Here is a 20,713-nt window from a genome sequence, read left to right as displayed (position 1 = left end):
TCATAAAACTTGTAGGTTGAAAATTTAGAATATTCACTTGCTATTTTTGTAGAAAAAAAGAGTCCTTACCACAACTTTTTTGTAAGCGCTTAACCTCTGTGATGCCTCATGATCGCAACACCATCGATGCTGCACCATCGCGTTTGTTTCCAATGCCAATTTGAGAATAAAAGGAAGGGGATATGGCCGTGATTTATGAGTTTAAGCTTCCTGATATTGGCGAAGGGCTGCATGAAGCCGAGATCATCCGTTGGCTCGTCCGCGAAGGGGATGTGGTCAACGCCGATCAACCAATTGCTGAAATTCAAACGGATAAGGCTATGGTCGAAATGACGACGCCGGTGGCTGGAAAAGTGATGTCACTTGCCGGGCCGGAAGGAGCCACGGTTAACGTCGGGGAGCCGCTGATTGTATTAGATACCGAAGCAGCGGGAGAACCGAGAGGAAATCAATCAGAACAAAGCACTGGTCTTAAGGAAACATCGGCAACCGTCCAAGCGGATCGGGGAACGCGTCCAGCCCGCAAGCGGGTGATCGCAGCGCCATCGGTGCGCAAGCGGGCGCGGGAGATGGGCGTCCCGATTGAGGAAGTGGAAGGAACAGGCGAAGGCGGTCGGGTGACGCTCGCCGATTTGGAGCGATACGTGCGAGAGCGCGAGGCAGCCGTGACGGTGGCCGAAACGGTACAGAGCGGAATCGGCAAGGTCGAAGAAGCGTCTTTCGCTCGCAGCTCTCATGCCGTCAGCGATCGTATAAGCAAGGCGCTGTTTGCGCCACCTTCGACTGGGCCGTCTCCTCTTACTGAGGAAGAAGAACGGATCCCGCTTCGCGGCTTGCGTAAAAAAATCGCCGAAAAAATGGTGAAATCGGTGTATACGGCGCCGCATGTGACCGGGATGGATGAAATCGATGTGACAAAGCTTGTTGAGATCCGCAAGAGCTTAGCCGCCCAATTGGCTGAAGAACGGATCAAACTCACCTATTTGCCGTTTGTCATTAAGGCGGTGACAAGAGCATTGAAGCAATACCCGATGTTTAACGCCACGCTTGATGAAGAGACGAACGAAATCGTGCTGAAGAAACGTTACCACATCGGCATCGCAACGGCGACAAAAGCCGGACTGTTGGTTCCTGTCATCCGCGACGCCGATCAAAAATCAATTCGCGAGCTGGCGATTGAGATCGCCGAGCTTTCGGAGAAAGCGCACCGCCAGGCGCTTCGCCTTGAGGAACTGCAAGGAAGCACGTTCACGATCACGAGCACCGGCGCCGGTGGGGGATGGTTTGCGACGCCGGTCATCAACTATCCGGAAGTCGCGATTTTCGGCGCGCATGCGATCAAGCGGCGACCGGTTGTGATCGATGATGAGATTGTCATCCGCGACATAATGGGGATGTCGCTCACGTTTGATCATCGCGTCATTGACGGCGAGCCGGCCGGGCGGTTTATGCGGACAGTGGCGCATTATTTGGAGAATCCGGAACTGTTGCTGCTGGATGTGCGGTAGGCGGCCGTTAGTTCACTTTCGTTTTGTGAACCGAATAAGACTGTGAGTCGCAAAAAATGATGGGAGGGGATCGCATGTTTGATCCAAAGGAGCTGCCCGTCGAGATGGTGCAAATTCTTGACGAAAACGGGAATGGGGATGAGGCGAAAATCGCGGCGTTTTCCGATGAGTGGCTGCTCGATGCCTACCGAGCGATGCGGCGGGCACGCGTTGTCGATGAGCGGCTGCTGCGCATGCAGCGGCAAGGGCGGATTGGTACATATGCGCCATTTAGCGGCCAAGAGGCAGCCCAAATCGGCAGCGTCCTTGCGCTTCAAAAAGACGACTGGATTTTCCCGAGCTATCGCGAAGTGGCGGTCTGTTTGACGCACGGCATGCCGCTCGAGCAGTTTTTCCATTACGTGCGCGGCCGCCTGTCAGGGAAGAGGATGCCAGAAGAACTGAACATTTTCCCGACACAAATTATCATCGCTGCGCAGACACTGCATGCAGTTGGCTGCGCGTGGGCAACAAAATTGAAAGGCGAATCGCATGTGTCGGTCGCCTATTTCGGCGACGGGGCGACGTCGGAAGGAGATTTTCATGAAGCAATGAATTTTGCCGCGGTGTACAACGTGCCGGTCATCTTTTTCTGCCAAAACAACCAGTATGCGATTAGCGTCCCATACGCGAAACAGACGGCGAGCCGGACGATCGCGCAAAAAGCGCTCGCCTATGGGATGAAGGGGGTGCTGGTCGATGGCAACGATGTGTTGGCCGTCTATGAAACGATGAAACAGGCGGTCGAGGCGGCACGCCGCGGAGAGGGGCCAATGTTGATTGAGGCGCTCACGTATCGGCTCGGGCCGCACACAACCGCTGATGACCCAACGAAATACCGTCATCCGGAAGAAGTGGAAACATGGCGGAGGAAAGATCCGCTTCACCGCTTGCGGGTGTTGCTTGAGCGGCGCGGGCTGTGGACGGATGCGAAAGAAGAGGAGTTCGTTGCCAAAGTGAACGAGGAAGTGACAGCCGCGTACGAGGCGGCTGTCGCCAGTGAGTCCGGTTCGATTGCGGATGTGTTTGATTATGTGTACAGCGAGGCGCCGAAGTTGCTCGCCGAGCAAAAAGAAGAAGTGATGCGGCGAAAGCAAGCGAAAGAGGTGAAATGAGATGGCGGAATTAACGATGATCGAAGCAATCAATGAAGCGATGCGCCAGGAGATGGAGCGTAATTCGCGCGTCATCGTGCTTGGAGAAGATGTCGGCGAAAACGGCGGCGTCTTCCGGGCGACGGACGGGTTGCTTGAGCAGTTTGGCTCCGGGCGCGTGTTTGATACACCGCTGGCTGAATCCGGCATTATCGGCACGTCGATCGGATTGGCAATCAATGGTATGCGGCCGATTGCCGAGATCCAGTTTCTTGGGTTTGTGTACCAAGCGATGGACCAGCTCGCCGCGCAGGCGGCGCGCATCCGCTTCCGCTCCGGCGGTCGGTTTTCATGCCCGATCGTCGTGCGCAGCCCATACGGTGGTGGGGTACGGACGCCAGAGCTGCACTCTGATGCGTTGGAGGCGCTGTTTACCCATTCGCCTGGCTTAAAAGTCGTCATGCCGTCCAATCCGTACGATGCAAAAGGGCTGTTGATTTCCGCCATTCGTGACGATGATCCGGTGCTGTTTTTCGAGCCGATGAAGCTGTACCGGGCGTTCCGTATGGAAGTGCCGGAAGAACCTTACACGATTCCGCTCGGCCAGGCGCGCATCGTGAAGGAGGGTGACGATGTAACGATTCTCACATGGGGGGCGACGGTGCCGCTTGTCGCGAAACTCGCCGACGAGATGCGAATGAGAGGCGTTGACGCGGAAGTAATCGACTTGCGCTGTCTCCAGCCGCTCGATATCGACACGATCATTGCCTCCGTCGAAAAAACAGGGCGGGTGATGATCGTCCATGAAGCGGTAAAAACGAGCGGGTTTGGCGCGGAAGTGGCGGCGCTCATCAGCGAGCGGGCGCTCTTTTCCCTTTCGGCCCCAATCGTGCGCATCGCCGGTTACGATACGCCATACCCGGTGCCGTCGGTCGAGGACGACTGGTTGCCCAACCCTGCCCGCATTGTGGAAGGAATCGAGACGTTGATGCGCTACTAATCAAAACATGCCGCACGGCGTGCTCGACAATTGAACGGGGAATGGTGCGGCTGTTGTATCCCAGTGATAAGGGGGAGAACGATGAACGTGTACGAATCACTGCTTGAGTTGATCGGCGACCGTGAACGGGTGAGCAGAAACGAGACGGTGCTTGAACACCATAGCAAAGGTATCGCCTACCATGAGCCGCACAAACCGGATGTCGTCGTCTTTCCGAAAACGGCCGAGGAAGTGAGCCGGGTATTAGCGTTTGCGAACGAACACCGCATCCCCGTGACGCCGTTTGGCGCCGGCACGAGCTTAGAAGGGCATATCATTCCGGTCGAAGGCGGCATTAGCCTCGATGTGACACGGATGAACAACATCATCGACATCCGCCCCAACGATTTTCTCGCCATTGTCGAGCCAGGGGTGACGCGCTTGCAGCTTAACCAAGCGCTCAAACCGTACGGACTGTTTTTCCCGGTCGACCCGGGGGCAGATGCGACGATCGGCGGCATGGCGGCAACGAATGCAAGCGGAACGAACTGTGTAAAATATGGCGTCATGCGGGAACAAGTGCTCGGGCTCGAAGTGGTGCTTGCCGACGGTTCAGTCATTCAAACCGGTAGCTTGGCGGTGAAATCATCTGCTGGCTATGACTTGACCGGTTTGTTCGTCGGATCCGAAGGGACGCTCGGGATTTTCACCCGCCTCATCGTCCGGCTGCACGGCATTCCGGAGGCGACGACGGCCATCAAAGTCGGTTTTCCGTCGCTTGAGGCGGCAGCGCAAGCGGCGTTTGCCGTGTTAAAAGCTGGCGTTGGACCAGGGAAAATTGAACTCGTGGATGAGGCGACGGTCGCAGCTGTCAACGCGTACAAAAAGACCGATTATCCGGTAAAGCCGACGCTGTTTATCGAATTGAGCGGCAGCCGTTCGAGCGTAGATGACGGGGCGGAACTCGTCAAAGAACTGTGCGAAGCGGAGGGAGCAGTTTCGTTTGTGATCGAAACCGACTCGCTCGCCCGTGCGCAGCTTTGGGAAGCGCGCCATCACGCGGCGTTCGCCATTCAAGCCGCGTATCCGGGCAAGGCGATGCTCTCGACTGATGTGTGCGTGCCGCTGTCCGAACTGCCCGGGGCGATTGCAGATACACGTCGGCTTGTTAATGAACACAACATGACTGCCGCTATTTTTGGCCATGTCGGTGACGGCAATTACCATACGGTGCTTGCCTTTGACCCAAATGATGCTGAAGAGATGAAGCGAATCGAGCATGTGCACACCCATATCGTTCGCTACGCTCTGTCTCGCGGTGGTACGTGTACAGGTGAGCACGGCATCGGTATCGGCAAGCGAGCGTTTTTGCGAGAAGAAAAGGGCGATGCAGTATTATGGATGAAGCGGCTGAAACAATTGTTTGACCCAAACGGCATTCTCAACCCGGGGAAAATCTTTTTGCCGTAACGCTTCGTCCGTATGGCGGCTCGATTGATTAGTTTGATAGCGATATTTCTCAAAAACATAAGTTGGATGATTAAGAGGAAGCGGAGACCGTCTTTTATGGGGAAAAGGGTGCTCTCAACGGAACGGAGCACCTTTTTCTTCTTGTGTTTCCCTACAGGAATAGAGAGTGCCGTTTCTCGCATTTCACTGATTTTATGGAAACGTTCTGCATGGCTGGTTTTTGCATACGGCGCGCTTGCTTTTCCTATCCTTTTTGTAACAACTTGTTACTACGAAGAAACAATTGTTTTTCGTGTTCGTCTCGTTACAAAAAGCCGCCGCGCCCTTTACTTTTTTCGTCAAACGCGGTTTATTGGTGATAGAACGATTCATCGCCGGTGTTTGTTGTGGGAAAGGAGACGATCTGAATGGAGCATCGTCATCTCAAACCGTTCCCGCCCGAGTTTTTATGGGGTGCGGCATCGGCCGCATATCAAGTCGAGGGAGCGTGGAACGAAGATGGAAAAGGGTTATCGGTATGGGATGTGTTTGCCAAGCAGCCGGGCCGAACGTTTAAGGGGACAAACGGCGACGTCGCGGTCGATCATTATCATCGCTACAAAGAAGATGTGGCGTTGATGGCGGAAATGGGGTTGAAAGCGTATCGGTTTTCGGTGGCGTGGAGCCGAGTGTTTCCTGATGGAAATGGGGACATCAATGAAAAAGGGCTCGATTTTTACGATCGCTTGATTGAGGAGCTGCAAAAACATGGGATCGAGCCGATTGTGACGTTGTACCATTGGGACGTGCCGCAAGCATTGATGGATGCCTATGGGGCATGGGAGTCGCGGCGCATCATTGATGATTTTGACCGGTATGCTGTGACATTGTTTCAACGGTTTGGCGACCGGGTCAAATATTGGGTGACACTCAATGAACAAAACATTTTCATTTCTTTGGGCTATCGGCTTGGCTTGCATCCGCCGGGCGTAAAAGACATGAAACGCATGTATGAGGCGAACCATATCGCTAATTTGGCAAATGCGAAGGTGATTCAATCGTTCCGTCATTATGTGCCTGATGGAAAAATCGGGCCGAGCTTTGCCTACTCGCCAATGTATCCGTGCGACAGCCGCCCGGAAAATATACTCGCTTTTGAAAACGCGGAAGAATTCCAAAACCATTGGTGGATGGATGTGTATGCATGGGGAACGTACCCACAGGTGGCTTGGAACTATCTTGAATCGCAAGGGCTAGAGCCGACGGTGGCGCCGGGCGATTGGGAACTGCTCCAAGCGGCGAAGCCGGACTTTATGGGAGTCAACTATTACCAAACTACGACCGTTGAGCATAATCCACTAGATGGCGTCAGCGAAGGTGTGATGAATACGACAGGAAAAAAAGGGACATCAACCTCAAGCGGCATTCCTGGACTGTTTAAAACAGTGCGCAACCCGCATCTCGATACGACGAACTGGGATTGGGCGATTGATCCGGTTGGCTTGCATATTGGCCTCCGCCGCATTGCGAACCGTTACCGGTTGCCGATTTTGATCACAGAAAACGGCTTAGGTGAGTTCGATACGCTAGAACCAGGCGATATCGTGAATGACGATTATCGAATTGACTACTTGCGCCGCCATATTCAAGAAATTCAACGCGCCATCACGGATGGTGTTGACGTGCTCGGTTACTGTACTTGGTCGTTCACCGATTTGCTCAGCTGGCTGAACGGTTACCAAAAACGGTACGGATTTGTGTACGTCAACCGTGATGATGAATCGGAAAAAGATTTACGCCGCATCAAAAAGAAAAGCTTTTATTGGTATCAACGGGTTATTGCGACGAACGGTGCCGAGTTGTAGCTTTGTCACCGACCGTTCGGCCTCGGTCAGTCTGCGTCGGCAGTAACCGATACATTTCCTTCGCGAGCCGCTCAAGCAAATAAACGACCGGTAGCTGTGTCGTCACGTCTGTCTGTCCCATTCGCTCGGCGGTGGCGTAGTATGTCAAGTTGTAGTCGGAGATGTTAGCGAGTGAACAATGTTTTCGATTTGTGATGCTGATGATCGTGCCGCCTTTTTCCTTAAAACGGTGCACTTGAGCGAGCGTGTGCTGTGTTTCGCCGGACACCGACAAGGCGATGACGACACAGTTGGTAAAATAATGGCCGTAAATCGGGAAAAACGGGTCTTTAATGTAAACAGAAAACTTTTGAAACGCGGAAAAATAACGCGAGCCGTATTCGGCCAAAATACCGGAGCTGCCTGAGCCGACAAAAATGACGTGATCGGCCCGGGCAATCACGGTGGCGGCATCCAGAATGGTTCGCTCGTAATCAGCCGTTAATGTCCGCTCAAAAAATTCTCTTAATGCTTCTTGGCTGCTGATGATCGACGTTCGTTCGTTTTCCCGCAAGTGTAGCTTCCATTTCGTTTTGAACTCGCTGAACCCATCGCAGCCGACCTTCTTGCAAAAACGGAGCACAGTCGGTGGCGAGACATGGACAGCCTCGGCAAGCTCGCGAATGCGCATGTAAGCGACTTCATGAGGATGTTTGACCACATAATCGTAGATGGCATAATCCAACTCGGAAAACTGGGCGATTTGTTCGGGGGTAAACATCGGGCTCCCTCGCTTTCGAAAAGAGTGGTGAAAAACTTCCTCCATGCTCAGCAGTTTGCTGGGCACAGCGGAGGACAAGGTTTCCCTAAGCAACTCCGTTGCGGAGCTGCATGGTCGATTCAGCCACCAGCCTTCTAGGGTGGGACGCGCGATGGCTGGGAAGAAGGACGATTGGACGGCCAATGTCAACGATTCGCACGTACGTTCATTATATCATGCCTAACAGGGCGAAAGGGGAAGAGGAGTATGGAAAAACGATTGAAAATTGCGACGATCGGTGGCGGGTCAAGTTATACCCCAGAGTTAGTCGAGGGGTTGATTAAACGTTATCACGAACTGCCGGTCGGGGAGCTATGGTTGGTTGACGTTCCGGAAGGGAAAGAGAAGCTCGAGATTGTCGGCGCCCTCGCCAAGCGGATGGTCGAAAAAGCCGGTGTGCCGATTGAGATTCATTTGACACTAGACCGCCGCCGGGCCTTGGAAGGAGCAGACTTTGTTACGACGCAATTTCGTGTCGGCGGCCTAGAGGCACGGGCGAAAGATGAGCGCATCCCGCTGAAATACGGGGTGATCGGTCAGGAGACGAACGGCCCCGGCGGCTTGTTTAAAGGGTTGCGGACGATCCCGGTTATTTTGGATATCATCCGCGATATGGAAGAGTTATGCCCGGAGGCGTGGCTCATTAACTTCACGAACCCAGCGGGGATGGTGACAGAAGCGGTTTTACGTTATACGAAGCGCGATAAAGTGGTCGGTTTGTGCAACGTACCGATTGGCATGCACATGGGTGTCGCGAAGCTGCTTGGTGTTGATGCCGACCGCGTGCACATCGATTTTGCCGGGCTGAACCATATGGTCTTTGGCTTGCACGTCTATCTAGACGGTGTCGAGATAACTGAGAAGGTGATCGACCTCGTTGCCAATCCGGATCGTTCCGGGGTAACGATGAAAAATATCGTCGACCTCGGCTGGGAACCGGACTTTTTGAAAGGGTTGAAGGTGTTGCCATGTCCGTACCACCGGTACTACTTCCAAACGGACAAAATGTTGGCTGAGGAGCTCGAAGCGGCGAAAACGAAAGGAACGCGCGCCGAAGTCGTACAGCAGCTTGAAAAAGAACTATTTGAGCTGTACAAAGACCCGAACTTGGCCATCAAGCCGCCGCAGCTCGAACAGCGTGGTGGGGCGTACTACAGCGACGCTGCCTGCAGCTTGATTAGTTCGATTTACAATGACAAGCGTGACATCCAACCGGTCAACACAAGAAATAACGGTGCCATCGCCAGCATTCCGTCGGAATCGGCTGTCGAGGTCAACTGTGTCATTACGAAAGAAGGACCGAAACCGATCGCTGTCGGTGACTTGCCGGTTGCGGTGCGCGGACTCGTTCAGCAAATTAAATCGTTCGAGCGTGTTGCCGCTGAAGCCGCCGTCACCGGTGATTACCAAACGGCGTTAGTCGCCATGACGATCAACCCGCTTGTTCCTTCTGATACGGTGGCCAAACAAATTTTGGATGAAATGCTCGAAGCGCATAAAGAACATTTGCCGCAGTTTTTTAAACAGGCCAAAACAGTAGCTGGAAACTAAATCGTTTGGAAAAGCGATTGACAAAGCCGCCCGTCGTTGGCGGCTTTATCGTTGAACACCGTCGTATTCTTCCATTCGCCCTCTTTCCCTATGACGCCATCCGTGATGAATCGTCCTCGTTTGCGCCCCAATTTCCATTTTTAATAGGATTGATTTTCGCTTTCTCACTGTTGAACTGCGTAAACAGCTATAGCATCAGTGCATTCCCACGACACCCCATCGGCCGCCGTTCGTTAAGCAAAATGGGGGATAATGAAAGAAAGTGTGCGGAAGTGAAAAAAGAAAGTTTGCGCATGCTCATTCACTTGGAGCTCAACAAGGCGAAGCGGTAGAGAAATGGAAAGGATGAAGGGGAGGAGCTTTTTCGAAACGGCGTGATCTGTTTCGGGAGACATTTTTGAATCATCGTTTTTTCTATCCTTGTAGTGAAATGCGGCGTCGCTTTGTTTCTTTTGCTGATTTGGAATACAGAAAGCAAATATAGACCCGTTGGGGATGGGGAGAAAGTGATAGAGAGGGAGACGTGTCAGGATGGGTCAAGAGCAAGGGGGGAAGAAGATGATTCGCTATGTGAAAAATATGTCGATAAACTTATTTCCTGGCTATTTTGCACTTGTGATGGCGACAGGGGCTTTGTCGATCGCCACGTTTTTGCTTGATATGCATGTCGTTTCTACCGGATTGCTTTATTTCAACATAGTGGTATATACCATTTTATGGGGGTTGACGCTCTATCGCCTTGCGTTCTTTACTTCTAGGTTTGTGAAAGATTTAACGAGCCATACGCTTGGCCCTGGGTTTTTTACCTTAGTCGCTGGAACGTGTGTATTTGGCAGTCAGCTCATCATCGTGGCTCATCACCCTGAACCTGCCTTGTATTTATGGTTTTTGGCTATTTTCCTTTGGCTTGTGATCATGTATACCTTTTTCACCGCTGTTACGGTGCGAAAAAACAAACCGACGTTGTCAGAAGGAATTAACGGTGCATGGCTGATAGCGGCGGTAGCGACACAGTCGATTTCCGTTCTCGGCACGTTGCTTTCGCCCTACGTCGAGAATGGGCGGGAAATTGTCCTGTTTGTCGCATTATGCATGTATTTGCTTGGATGTATGTTGTATTTAAACATTATTACCCTTATTTTCTACCGGTTTACGTTCGTCGAATTAAAGTTTGCGGCGTTAACGCCGCCGTATTGGATCAATATGGGAGCGGTAGCGATCACGACACTGGCCGGTTCTACACTTATGCTTCATGTAGACAATTGGTCGTTTCTTAGCGAATTGCTTCCGTTTTTGAAAGGATTTACTCTGTTTTTCTGGATTACCGGGACATGGTGGATTCCGCTTCTGTTCATTTTGATGATTTGGCGTCATTTATATCATCATTATCCACTGAAATACGATCCGCAGTTTTGGGGGATGGCGTTCCCGCTTGCCATGTATACCACGAGTACGTATCAATTATCCAAGGCGTTAAGCCTTCCTTTTTTGCAGGTGATCCCTCGTTTCATGGTGTACGTGGCGATGACGGCATGGTTGATGGTGTTCCTTGGGTTGATTCACCATTTGTATGCGAGTTTTCGCCAACAGAGGGGAGAGGAGAGTAGCTCGTTGTGGCAACGGACGAGAAAAAGGTAAGGGAGGGCAGAAGAAGGCCCTTCCGTATTTTTTATCAAAATCAAGCGAGAAAACTCCCACTTCCACCTAGCGAAGTAAGTGGGGAATGAATCACTGAAAACAAAGGATAATGTGAAGAGATAAGGAGGTGAAAAATGTATTTCTGCATTAAACAGCAATTCAATGGCTTAACGAAAGAAGAATGCTTAACTCTTGGAGAACTATGTCGTATTGCTAAGAATCTGTATAACGCAGGCTTATACAATGTCCGGCAATACTATTTTGAGCATAAAGAATTTCTAAATGATGGAAAAAACTGTCGCCTTGTGAAAACGAATGAAAACCATAAGTTGTTAAATAGCAATATAGCACAACAAATTTTGAAAAAGGTCAATGAGGCTTTTCAGTCTTCCTTCGATTTGGCGAAACAAGGAAAAGATGATTATAAAGCGATCAGTCTTGCAAAATATCTTAAAAGAAGTAGACGACCAAAAACCAGTGTATTTGTGTACAATAGCGGTAAGGGAATGGATTGCACGTAAACATAGATTCCGTGTGAATGGGGAACGATGGGGGGAGTCGAACATGCGTCGGTGGTGGAAACGGCTATTTTATGCAGGCGGTATCTCCTTGTTTATTGGAAGCGCTTCCTTAACTACCTATTGTGCGTGGAATGTGTATATGTATTCGGGGGTGGGAGAAGAAAAGACGCTCGCTAAAGCGAAGGATACGTATCATTTCGTACTCGTACCGGAGGAGCTTGACAATGATTATTGGCGGCTCGTTGAAAAAGGGGCGAAAGCAGCAGCAAGAGAACTTGATGTTGACCTCGAATATATCGGACCGCGGCAGGCAAATATTGATGAACACTTGCGCATTTTGAAAAAGGCGGCGGCAGCGAAGGTTGATGGGATCATCACCCAAGGACTGACGGAAGTGGAATTTGTTCCGGTGATTAACGAAATTGTCGACAAGAATATCCCGGTGTTGACCATTGATACTGATGCCCCAACGAGCCGGCGTGTCGGCTATATTGGAACAGACAACTACTACGCTGGATTTATCGCCGGCCGGGCGCTGGTCGAAGATACGCAGGGGATGGTGAATGTCGCTATCATTACCGGCAGTTTGACCGCGGTTCACCAACAGCAACGGGTGCGCGGGTTTCGTGATGCGGTGAAGAATGAGAAACGGATTCGCATCGTGGCGGTCGAGGAGTCGCATATCACAAGAGTGCAAGCGGCTGAAAAGACATACACGATTTTGAAAAAGCACCCGGAAGTCAACGCCTTTTATGGTACGAGTGCTCTTGATGCGATCGGTATTGCCCGAGTGGTAGAACAATTTCACAGGGAGCAGGAAACGTATATTATCGGATTTGACACGCTGCCGGAGACGATCGAGTATTTGCAAAAAGGGACGATTGAAGCGACAGTTGTCCAAGAACCGTATGAAATGGGGTACCGAGCGGTGAAAATGATGGCCGACATCGTTGCTGGACATGATGTGCCGGCTATAACGAACACAGAGACGAAAGTCATTCGGAAAGAAGATTTACCGCTGCGCCCGGCGCGCAATTATGAGGTCAAGACACCATGACACTGGCATCTGCGGCTTCTGTAGAAGGCCGGTGAAAACCAGTGTTTTCCTTGAGCGAACGGTCATTGTGTGCAACGAGAAGCTGATGTAAAAAGGCTTTTCCGTTTGGGGAACATTGCTGTGAAACGAGATGTTCTATTCCATCAATCAGTCTAGTAGGACGGGCTGAAATCGGCAGAAGGCGGACGAATGCCGCCGAAACAGTGAGGACGTATGATGAAAAATGGATGTCCTTCGTGTTCGAATACGCCCGGCTTGAACGCGGCGATGTCTTCATTGGTTGGATCAACTTGATGTCCGAGAAAGTTTGACTTGAAGCGGTACAAAGATGATGTAGACAACAAAGCGCTGGTGACAGCGGGGGGAAGCTAGGATGAACATCCGCACAAAGATGTTGCTTTGTTTTACCGTTTTTTTGCTTTTGTTAAATGGAGCGGTGTTTCTTTTATATCAAACTAGTGAAGAGATGATGAGTGATTATGATCGCCGGATGCGCCGATTGTTGTTGCTGAATGAAGTGTCGCAACGGACAAACCGGTTGATGGAGCAGCTGAATGCGTATGTATCGGAAAAAGAGGGGCGATACGCGCGCGCCTATGAGCAGGAGGTACACTGGCTGCAACAACACCGCCGCCAAGTTGGTGCTATCTTGCCGATATTGTCTGACCGGTTGGCAGCAGAAAACTATGAACATATGATCGAAAGTTTGTTAGAGGAAGCAGCGCTCACGGTCTACCATTTTCAGGCCGGAAATATTAGCTTGTACTCATCCCATCTGCATGAAACGATGAATATTGCCCTTTTTTTGCAGGAAGAAACGTTAAACTTAATTGATGATGAGTTAACGGCTTATCAACGACGGTACGATGAAGTCGAACAGCGTAACCACTATTTCCGGTATATGGGAATGGGGTTGTTTGCGACAACGCTTTGCTTCGGTGTGCTTCTTGCTGTGTTTTTCTCCGGCAGTTTGACGAGGCCGATCATCCAGCTTGCACATGTAGCCCGAGAGATCGGCGCCGGACGGCTCGATGGGCCAGATGTAAATCCGACAACGAATGATGAACTGCGGCTGCTCACGATCACCTTTAATGACATGCGCCGCAATTTAAAACAGCTGATTGCAGAAATGAAACAAAAAGCCGAGCTCGACCGGCTTGTGAAGGAGCTGGAGCTTAAAAGTTTGCAAAGCCAAATCAACCCGCACTTTTTGTTCAATACGTTGAATACGGTCGCGAAGATGGCGTATTTGGAGGACGCCCCACAAACATCGCGGCTGATTGAGGCAGTGGCAGCGATTTTACGCTACAATCTGGGCGATTTGCAGCGGACGGTGACGCTTGCCGATGAGGTGCGCGTTGCTCGCGAATATTTTTTCATTCAGCAAACGCGCTTTTTTGACCGGATCAAGTTTTCTCTTGAGGCAGAGCCGTCTTGTCTTGGCCAGCGGCTTCCGCCTTTGACGTTGCAACCGCTGATTGAAAATGCGTTCATTCATGGCATCGAATCATATGAACAAGGGGCGGAACTGACGGTGTCGATTGCCGAAGGAGAGAGCCGGGTGATCGTGGAAGTGCGCGACAATGGAGTCGGAATGGACGAGCAAGTGAAAACGGAATTTGAGGCGTTCATTCGCGGGGAAGAGAGGGAATCGCGCCGCGAGGAAGGGCGCGGCCATTCGACCGGCATCGGTTTGCGCAATGTCATTCGCCGCTTGCAATTGTTTTATGGCGTCACCGATGTGGTAGATATCGAGTCGGCGCCGGGGAGAGGAACGACTATCCGGCTGCGGTTGCCCAAATGGACGAAGGAGGGATGAGCGATGAATGTGGTGATCGTCGATGATGAAGCATTGGAGCGCAAGGCGCTTTGCAAAATGATTCGCGACCATCTACCCGAGATGGAAGTGGTGGCGGAGGGTGCCAACGGGCGCGAGGCGGTCGAGATCGCCAAGCGTTATCGTCCAGATATCATGCTGATTGACATCAAAATGCCCGCTCTTGACGGACTGCAAGCGATTGAAGCCATTCGCCGCGACGGCCTCGATATCGAGTTCATTATTGTGTCGGCGTTTGATTTGTTCGACTATGCAAAACAAGCGATGCGCTTTGGGGTCAAAGAGTATTTATTGAAACCGAGCCGGAAGGAGGAGGTGATTTCAGCTTTAGAACGGGTCAGTCAAGCCGTAGCGGCGAAACGGCGACATGAAGAGAGCAACCGCCAGCTGCAGGAGCAGCTTCGCCGGTTGCAGACACTGGTGGAAAGCGAATGGCTGTCCGTCCTGATGACGGAAGACGTATCGGCTGATGAGTGGGAACGGTGGAAGGAGCTGCTGCCGTTTTCGCTAGCGACAGGAATGTTTATTGTCCTTCAGTTTCCTGATAAGGGGAAGGTCGATGAATGGAAATCATGGCTCGACAAACAGCTGGATGAGCGTGCGCCAGTGCGCTATATAATGGGACGGATGGGGAATGGGCGCCTGCCGATTTTGTTTTTCCAAAGCCCCGATGATGGTGAGTTGGCTTGGAAGCCCACTATTCAAACATTGGCATTCGATTTGACGCGGCAGTTTTCCGCTCGGTACGGTGCCGCGCTGTATATCGGACTTGGCTCCCCTGTTTCGCGCTTGGATCAGCTTCGTTCTTCATACTATGAGGCGTTGTCGGCTGTGCGCTATTATGCAGAACGGCAAAAAGCGCAAGTTGGATTTCCGCCCGCAGAGGCGATGTACGCTAGTAGGGCGGCGGAACGGGATCAACAGCTGTTTGAGTCATTGCGCCTTGGTGATATCGAGCAAGCGCGGTTGGTGTGTCGAACGTATATCAAGGAACTGACCTCATCCTACTCACTGCCGTCTGCTGTTCGCAAGGCGGAAGAGGCATTGATATGGATTGGGCGCCGTTTATCTGAACTTGGGATTCGCTACGAGCGGATCGCTTCGTTTACTTCTTGTCGGTCGGCGGCTGAGTTGCAGCAGGCCGTGTTGGATGAATTGGACCGCATTGCTACGGATCTTGAGGTTTGGCGCCACCAGCATGCCCACGGCAAACTCGGCAAGGCGAAAGAGTACATTGACCGTCATTATGCCGAGCCTCTGACGCTTGAAGAAGTGGCCGAACATGCTGGGATGAGCCCGTACTACTTCAGTAAACTGTTCAAAGAACAGTTTGGCGTCACGTTTATTGACTATGTGACGAACGTGCGCATCGAGCGGGCAAAAGAAGCGCTCGTTCGCACCGATTTTAGTTTAAAAGAAATATGCTTTTCCGTTGGCTACAACGATCCGAACTATTTCAGCCGCGTGTTTAAAAAACAAACGGGCTGGTCGCCGAGCGAATACCGAAAAAAACTGCAGAGGCGGTAGCCGATGCAGCCTCACCCATCTCCAACAAAACATTGGCTCGCCTCCCGACTGGGCGGGCTTTTTTGATGTTGTGCGACCGGTGATTCCCCTGCTAAGCTACAAACAGCTTGACAAGAATGGATGCCGATGAGGCAGCTGTCGTGACCTGTACCTTGTCAACGCTCCACCACGTACATTCTAATGTAGAAACAAGAGGCTTCTGCGCTAAAAATGAGGAATATGGACAAGCCGCTTTTCTTTTTTCCCTACAACAAAAAAGTGAAGAAAAACGCAAAAAAGTGAAGGAATCAAGTCGTAATCAGACTAGTGGCGCATGATAAAATCACTATTGAAAAGGTTTTCAAAAAAGGGGATAAAGGGGGAGGAACATGCGAAAGAAAGCATCCGCATGGTTGGCGTTGGCGCTTGGTGTCGGGATGGCGCTGTCGGGCTGTAGCTCGAACTCTTCTTCATCCGATGACGCCAAACAAGGCAGCCAAAAAGCAGGAGAGAAGCTAGAGATTTTCAGCTGGTGGACTGGAGCCGGTGAGGAAGACGGTCTCAAAGCATTGATCAAACTGTTCCAAGAAAAACATCCGGATATTGAAGTCGAAAACGCGGCGGTAGCCGGCGGGGCCGGAACGAACGCCAAGGCGGTCTTAGCGAGCCGCATGCAAGGGGACGACCCGCCATCGACGTTCCAAGTGCACGGTGGGGCGGAGCTGAATGAAGGTTGGGTCGCTGCCGGTAAAATGGAGCCACTCAATGACTTGTATGAACAAGAAGGTTGGATGGACAAATTCCCGGAAGCGCTCATTGACATGGTAAGCAAAGATGGCAACATTTACTCCGTTCCGGTGAACATTCACCGCGGCAACGTGCTTTGGTACAACAAAAAAGTATTTGCCGACAACGGGCTGCAGCCGCCGAAAACATTTGACGAGTTTTTCGAAGTGGCGGATCAGCTAAAGGCAAAAGGCGTTACGCCGCTAGCACTTGGCGATAAAGAACCGTGGACCGCGACGCATTTGTTTGAAACGGTGTTGCTTGGCACACTCGGAACGGACAACTACCAAAAACTTTGGAACGGGGAACTGTCGTTTGACGCTCCACAAGTGAAACAAGCAGTTGAAACGTTTAAGAAAATGCTCGGTTACATTAACGAAGACCATAGCTCGCGCAACTGGCAAGATGCGGCTCAGCTTGTTGCGGAAGGAAAAGCGGCCATGTACGTGATGGGGGACTGGGCCAAAGGCTATTTTGTCAACGACTTAAAATTAAAAGTGAATGAAGATTTCGGCTATGTGCCGACCCCGAACACCGACGGCAAGTTTATGGTCATTACTGATACGTTCGGCTTGCCAAAAGGTGTGAAAAATCCGGACGATGTGAAGAAGTTTTTAGCTTTGCTTGGATCGGTCGAGGGGCAAGATGCGTTTAACCCGCTGAAAGGCTCAATTCCAGCCCGTATCGATGCTGACCCGTCAAAGTATGACGAATACGGCAAACAAACGATGGAAGATTTCAAAAACGCAGAACTGGCGCCAAGCTTAGCGCACGGATCAGCAGCGGCAGAAGGTTTTGTCACAAAAGTGAACCAAGCGATTAACATTTTCGTCACGCAAAAGGATGTCAATTCGTTGATTGACACGCTTGTTTCGGCTGCAGCGGAACTGAAGAAGTAATGAAGGAAAAGGGGACGGGAGCCATTCTCCTCCCCTTTTCTCGTATTCATCGCAAGGAGGGATGATGATGGAAACGGTAAAAATCGCGCCAGCGAAAGAAACGACGACCGTTCCTGTGGCGCGGAAAAAGCGAAAATGGACAGCTGATCATTGGCTGGCAACAGCGTTTTTGGCGCCGTCGGTCGTGCTCATTTTCCTATTTGTTTATGGATTTATCGGTTGGACAGGATATGTTTCGGTAAGCAATTGGAATTCGCTCGTTCCGGATTGGTCATTCGCCGGGCTGAAAAATTATCAGTATTTATTCCAAGATTTCCGCTTTCAAGCTGATTTGCGCAATACGATCGTATTTACAGTGCTGTTTATCGCCGTCGTGATTGTGCTCGGCCAACTGCTTGCTATTTTGCTTGACCAAAAGCTGCGAGGGGAATCGTTGTTTCGCAACATTTTCTTTTTCCCGATGGCCTTGTCCTTTGTTGTGACCGGGGTGGTGTGGCAATGGTTGTTTAACCCGTCAACGGGCGTGAACTTGTTTTTAAAACCGCTTGGCCTGGATTCCAAATGGTATACGGATACAACGATCTTAGGCGGATTTCAATGGGGCAAAATCGAATTTGGCATCCCATTGGCGATGATTGCGGTTATGGTGGCAGCGGTCTGGCAAATGACCGGTTTTGCCGTCGCCATGTATTTGGCCGGCTTGCGTGCGATTCCGGATGAAGTGCGCGAAGCGGCGCGAATGGATGGAGCGACCGAGCTTCAATTGTATTGGAAAATCATTTTGCCGTTGTTGCGGCCGATTACGGTCAGTGTCATCATCATTATGGCGCACATTTCACTGAAAATTTTTGATTTAATTTACGCCATGACCGGACCGGGTGCGAACTTTGTCACTGATGTGCCCGGAGTGTATATGTTTGAAACGACGTTCCGCGGCAATTATTATGCGAACGGAGCGGCGATTGCGATTGTGATGTTGCTGTCGGTCGCCATTTTTATCGTTCCGTATCTCATCTCGAGCCGCAAGGGGGAATCGTAATGGCGAAACAGTTATGGGCGCGGCCATTTTTGTATCTGCTTGCACTGGCGATGAGCGTATTTTTCCTCTTGCCAGTGTATGTCATGATTGTGACGAGCTTAAAACCGCTCGATGAAGTGACATTGGCTGATATGTGGAAACTGCCGTCGGCGGTCGATTGGAGCAGCTATGCGACCGCATTTGAGAAACTGGCTCCAAACTTTTGGAACTCGATTTTGCTTGTCGTACCAGCGACACTGCTATCCGCATTGCTAGGGTCACTCAACGGATATGTGCTGTCGAAGTGGAAGTTTAAAGGGGCGGATACGCTATTTACGCTTATTTTATTTGGCATGTTCATTCCATATCAAAGCATCTTAATCCCGTTGATTCAATTTTTGCGCGAAATCGGGTTGTACAACACGATTCCGGGGCTGGTGTTCGTCCATGTTGTCTACGGCATCCCGATCACAACACTGATGTTCCGCAATTTTTACGCCGCCATTCCGGATGAGATGATCGAATCGGCGAAAATCGACGGCGCCGGGTTTGTCCGCATTTTCCGCTACATTATGCTGCCGTTGTCGATCACCGGATTTGTCGTTGTTGCTATTTGGCAGTTTACAAACATTTGGAATGAGTTTTTGTTTGCCGTGACGATCACGACGTCGGACAAACAACCGATCATGGTTGCCTTGCAAAACTTATCCGGCAGTCAAATTGTCCAGTGGAACGTACAAATGGCCGGCGCTTTGTTGGCTGCACTGCCAACGTTGTTCGTATACATCTTCCTTGGTAAATACTTCGTCCGTGGACTGCTTGCCGGCTCGGTGAAAGGGTGAGTTGGTGGAAAGGGCAACAGGTGTGTCAGGAGGAGCTGCCTTGTTGGCGGCTCTTTTTCGTTTGGTAAAAATAGTGGCAACAATATTCATTTGCCGCTCTCTGATGATATGGGCGCCTTTTCTTTCAGCAGCAGATAAGTGGACATCGCTTGTAAAAATTGCAAAAGAATAGCCGTTCACGTTTGATCGGTGATGGCAAAAAGAGAAGTACGCTTGATGCCCCTTTTCAGTTTACCGTTGAGTCCCTTTCTATTAAGATAAGAGCAGAACAAGTGAAGAAAGAGGGGAAACACATGATTCTAGGAGCGATTGAAGCTGGGGGGACGAAATTTGTCTGCGCTGTTGGTGATGAGCACGGGAGAATTTACAAGCGAGAGGTGTTTCCAACGACCGTGCCAGAAGAGACAATGGCCAATGTCATCGAGTTTTTCCGTCCGCATGGCATTGAGGCGATCGGCGTCGGGTCGTTTGGCCCGATCGATCTGCGTCCTAGCAGCCCGACGTACGGCTATATTACGAGCACGCCGAAACAGGCGTGGACGAATTTCGATTTTGTTGGCACACTGAAACAACATTTTCCGGTACCGATCGGTTTTGATACGGACGTGAACGCGGCGGCGCTCGGCGAGCTGCGATGGGGGGCGGCGCAAGGGCTGGACAGCTGCCTCTATATGACGGTCGGAACCGGCATTGGCGTTGGCGCGGTGGTGGAAGGGCGGCTGCTTCATGGGCTGATTCATCCGGAAATGGGGCATATTGTTGTCCGCCGTCATCCGGATGATGCGTTTGCCGGCATATGCCCGTACCATGGCGACTGCTTAGAAGGGATGGCGTCTGGCCCGGCGATCGAGCGGCGCTGGGGGAAAAAGGGAGCAGAATTGGCTGCGCGCAATGAGGTGTGGGAGCTTGAAGCGTTTTACTTAGCTCAAGCTATTGCTGACTATATTCTCATTTTATCACCGGAAAAAGTGATTGTTGGTGGCGGTGTCATGAAACAGACGCACGTGCTGCCGTTAGTCCATCGCTATGTGCAGGAGTGGCTTGGCGGCTATATTCAGCACGAGGCAGTTCTTACAAACATTGAGGAGTATATCGTCCTTCCGGGGTTAGGCGATAATGCTGGCATTTCAGGAGCCTTGGCGCTTGCTGCCGCAGCGTTGGAATAGTAGGATGACGGCTGTTCATGGCCTTTTGCAGGGCTATGGACGGCCGTTTTTGTTGGCAATCCGTCTCTTTGACCGTATGTTCAAAAAACTATTTATATTTGTGACTGTCCGGTCAAAAAAACCATGATTTTTTAGTTGCATAAATTGATAATCGTTGTT

16 protein-coding genes and 1 pseudogene are annotated in these 20,713 nt (G+C 51.1%); 16 read left to right on the top strand and 1 reads right to left on the bottom strand.

What is annotated here, in order from left to right; genetic code table 11:
• Nucleotides 1-188: 188 nt before the first annotated feature.
• The 5 genes from NSQ22_RS17055 to NSQ22_RS17035 all read left to right on the top strand — a co-directional run bounded on the left by NSQ22_RS17055 (nt 189) and on the right by NSQ22_RS17035 (nt 6,934).
• Nucleotides 189-1,508, top strand: coding sequence for a dihydrolipoamide acetyltransferase family protein (locus NSQ22_RS17055; RefSeq protein ID WP_172437901.1), 1,320 nt, complete (start codon nt 189-191; stop codon nt 1,506-1,508).
• 74 nt (nt 1,509-1,582) lie between these two features.
• A complete protein-coding gene (gene pdhA / locus NSQ22_RS17050) occupies nt 1,583-2,662 on the top strand; it encodes a pyruvate dehydrogenase (acetyl-transferring) E1 component subunit alpha (RefSeq protein ID WP_008880423.1) in 1,080 nt (359 codons plus the stop codon).
• A 1-nt stretch (nt 2,663) separates the two neighbouring features.
• Complete coding sequence (locus tag NSQ22_RS17045) at nt 2,664-3,641, top strand: alpha-ketoacid dehydrogenase subunit beta (RefSeq protein ID WP_008880422.1); 978 nt, start codon at nt 2,664-2,666, stop codon at nt 3,639-3,641.
• An 81-nt stretch (nt 3,642-3,722) separates the two neighbouring features.
• Nucleotides 3,723-5,090 (top strand): FAD-linked oxidase C-terminal domain-containing protein, encoded by a 1,368-nt coding sequence (locus NSQ22_RS17040; RefSeq protein WP_008880421.1) that lies wholly within the window; start codon nt 3,723-3,725, stop codon nt 5,088-5,090.
• 407 nt (nt 5,091-5,497) lie between these two features.
• Complete coding sequence (locus NSQ22_RS17035; protein WP_008880420.1) at nt 5,498-6,934, top strand: glycoside hydrolase family 1 protein; 1,437 nt, start codon at nt 5,498-5,500, stop codon at nt 6,932-6,934.
• On the opposite strand, the gene NSQ22_RS17030 is transcribed toward NSQ22_RS17035, so the two are convergent.
• Nucleotides 6,906-7,694, bottom strand: coding sequence for a MurR/RpiR family transcriptional regulator (locus tag NSQ22_RS17030; RefSeq protein ID WP_008880419.1), 789 nt, complete (start codon nt 7,692-7,694; stop codon nt 6,906-6,908). The two genes, NSQ22_RS17035 and NSQ22_RS17030, sit on opposite strands and share 29 nt — an antisense overlap.
• 246 nt (nt 7,695-7,940) lie before the next feature.
• On the opposite strand from NSQ22_RS17030, the gene NSQ22_RS17025 reads away from it, so the two are divergent.
• From NSQ22_RS17025 to NSQ22_RS16975, 11 genes and pseudogenes are all read left to right on the top strand, one after another.
• Nucleotides 7,941-9,284 (top strand): 6-phospho-beta-glucosidase, encoded by a 1,344-nt coding sequence (locus tag NSQ22_RS17025; RefSeq protein WP_008880418.1) that lies wholly within the window; start codon nt 7,941-7,943, stop codon nt 9,282-9,284.
• Nucleotides 9,285-9,289: 5 nt separating this feature from the next.
• The gene (locus NSQ22_RS17020; protein WP_011888267.1) at nt 9,290-9,616 is read left to right on the top strand and encodes a hypothetical protein; all 327 of its coding nucleotides are present in this window, start codon (nt 9,290-9,292) and stop codon (nt 9,614-9,616) included.
• 226 nt (nt 9,617-9,842) lie between these two features.
• Nucleotides 9,843-10,922 carry a tellurite resistance/C4-dicarboxylate transporter family protein gene (locus NSQ22_RS17015; RefSeq protein ID WP_099233121.1) on the top strand — a complete coding sequence of 360 codons (1,080 nt, stop codon included), beginning with the start codon at nt 9,843-9,845 and terminating at the stop codon, nt 10,920-10,922.
• A 134-nt stretch (nt 10,923-11,056) separates the two neighbouring features.
• A pseudogene (locus NSQ22_RS17010) lies at nt 11,057-11,380 on the top strand (RNA-guided endonuclease TnpB family protein); the annotation flags it as partial.
• 106 nt (nt 11,381-11,486) lie between these two features.
• Nucleotides 11,487-12,500 (top strand): sugar-binding protein, encoded by a 1,014-nt coding sequence (locus NSQ22_RS17005; protein ID WP_081157466.1) that lies wholly within the window; start codon nt 11,487-11,489, stop codon nt 12,498-12,500.
• 373 nt (nt 12,501-12,873) lie between these two features.
• Nucleotides 12,874-14,319, top strand: coding sequence for a sensor histidine kinase (locus NSQ22_RS17000; RefSeq protein ID WP_011888263.1), 1,446 nt, complete (start codon nt 12,874-12,876; stop codon nt 14,317-14,319).
• A 3-nt stretch (nt 14,320-14,322) separates the two neighbouring features.
• Nucleotides 14,323-15,864: an AraC family transcriptional regulator gene (locus NSQ22_RS16995; protein WP_008880402.1), complete on the top strand. Its 1,542-nt coding sequence runs from the start codon at nt 14,323-14,325 to the stop codon at nt 15,862-15,864.
• Between the two features lie 368 nt (nt 15,865-16,232).
• Entirely contained in the window at nt 16,233-17,528 is a 1,296-nt protein-coding gene (locus tag NSQ22_RS16990; protein ID WP_008880401.1) for an ABC transporter substrate-binding protein, read from the top strand.
• A 67-nt stretch (nt 17,529-17,595) separates the two neighbouring features.
• Nucleotides 17,596-18,567: a sugar ABC transporter permease gene (locus NSQ22_RS16985; protein WP_008880400.1), complete on the top strand. Its 972-nt coding sequence runs from the start codon at nt 17,596-17,598 to the stop codon at nt 18,565-18,567.
• A complete protein-coding gene (locus NSQ22_RS16980) occupies nt 18,567-19,388 on the top strand; it encodes a carbohydrate ABC transporter permease (protein WP_008880399.1) in 822 nt (273 codons plus the stop codon). The genes NSQ22_RS16985 and NSQ22_RS16980 overlap by 1 nt, the downstream gene beginning before the upstream one ends.
• A 293-nt stretch (nt 19,389-19,681) precedes the next feature.
• On the top strand, nt 19,682-20,554 hold the full coding sequence (locus NSQ22_RS16975; protein WP_099233123.1) for an ROK family protein: 873 nt from the start codon (nt 19,682-19,684) through the stop codon (nt 20,552-20,554).
• Nucleotides 20,555-20,713 lie beyond the last annotated feature (159 nt).

This window comes from Geobacillus sp. FSL K6-3411 (assembly GCF_037965715.1).
GTDB lineage: Bacteria > Bacillota > Bacilli > Bacillales > Anoxybacillaceae > Geobacillus > Geobacillus thermodenitrificans.
The sequence above is the reverse complement of the archived record's forward strand: the minus strand, read 5'-3'. Positions and strand labels throughout refer to the sequence as shown.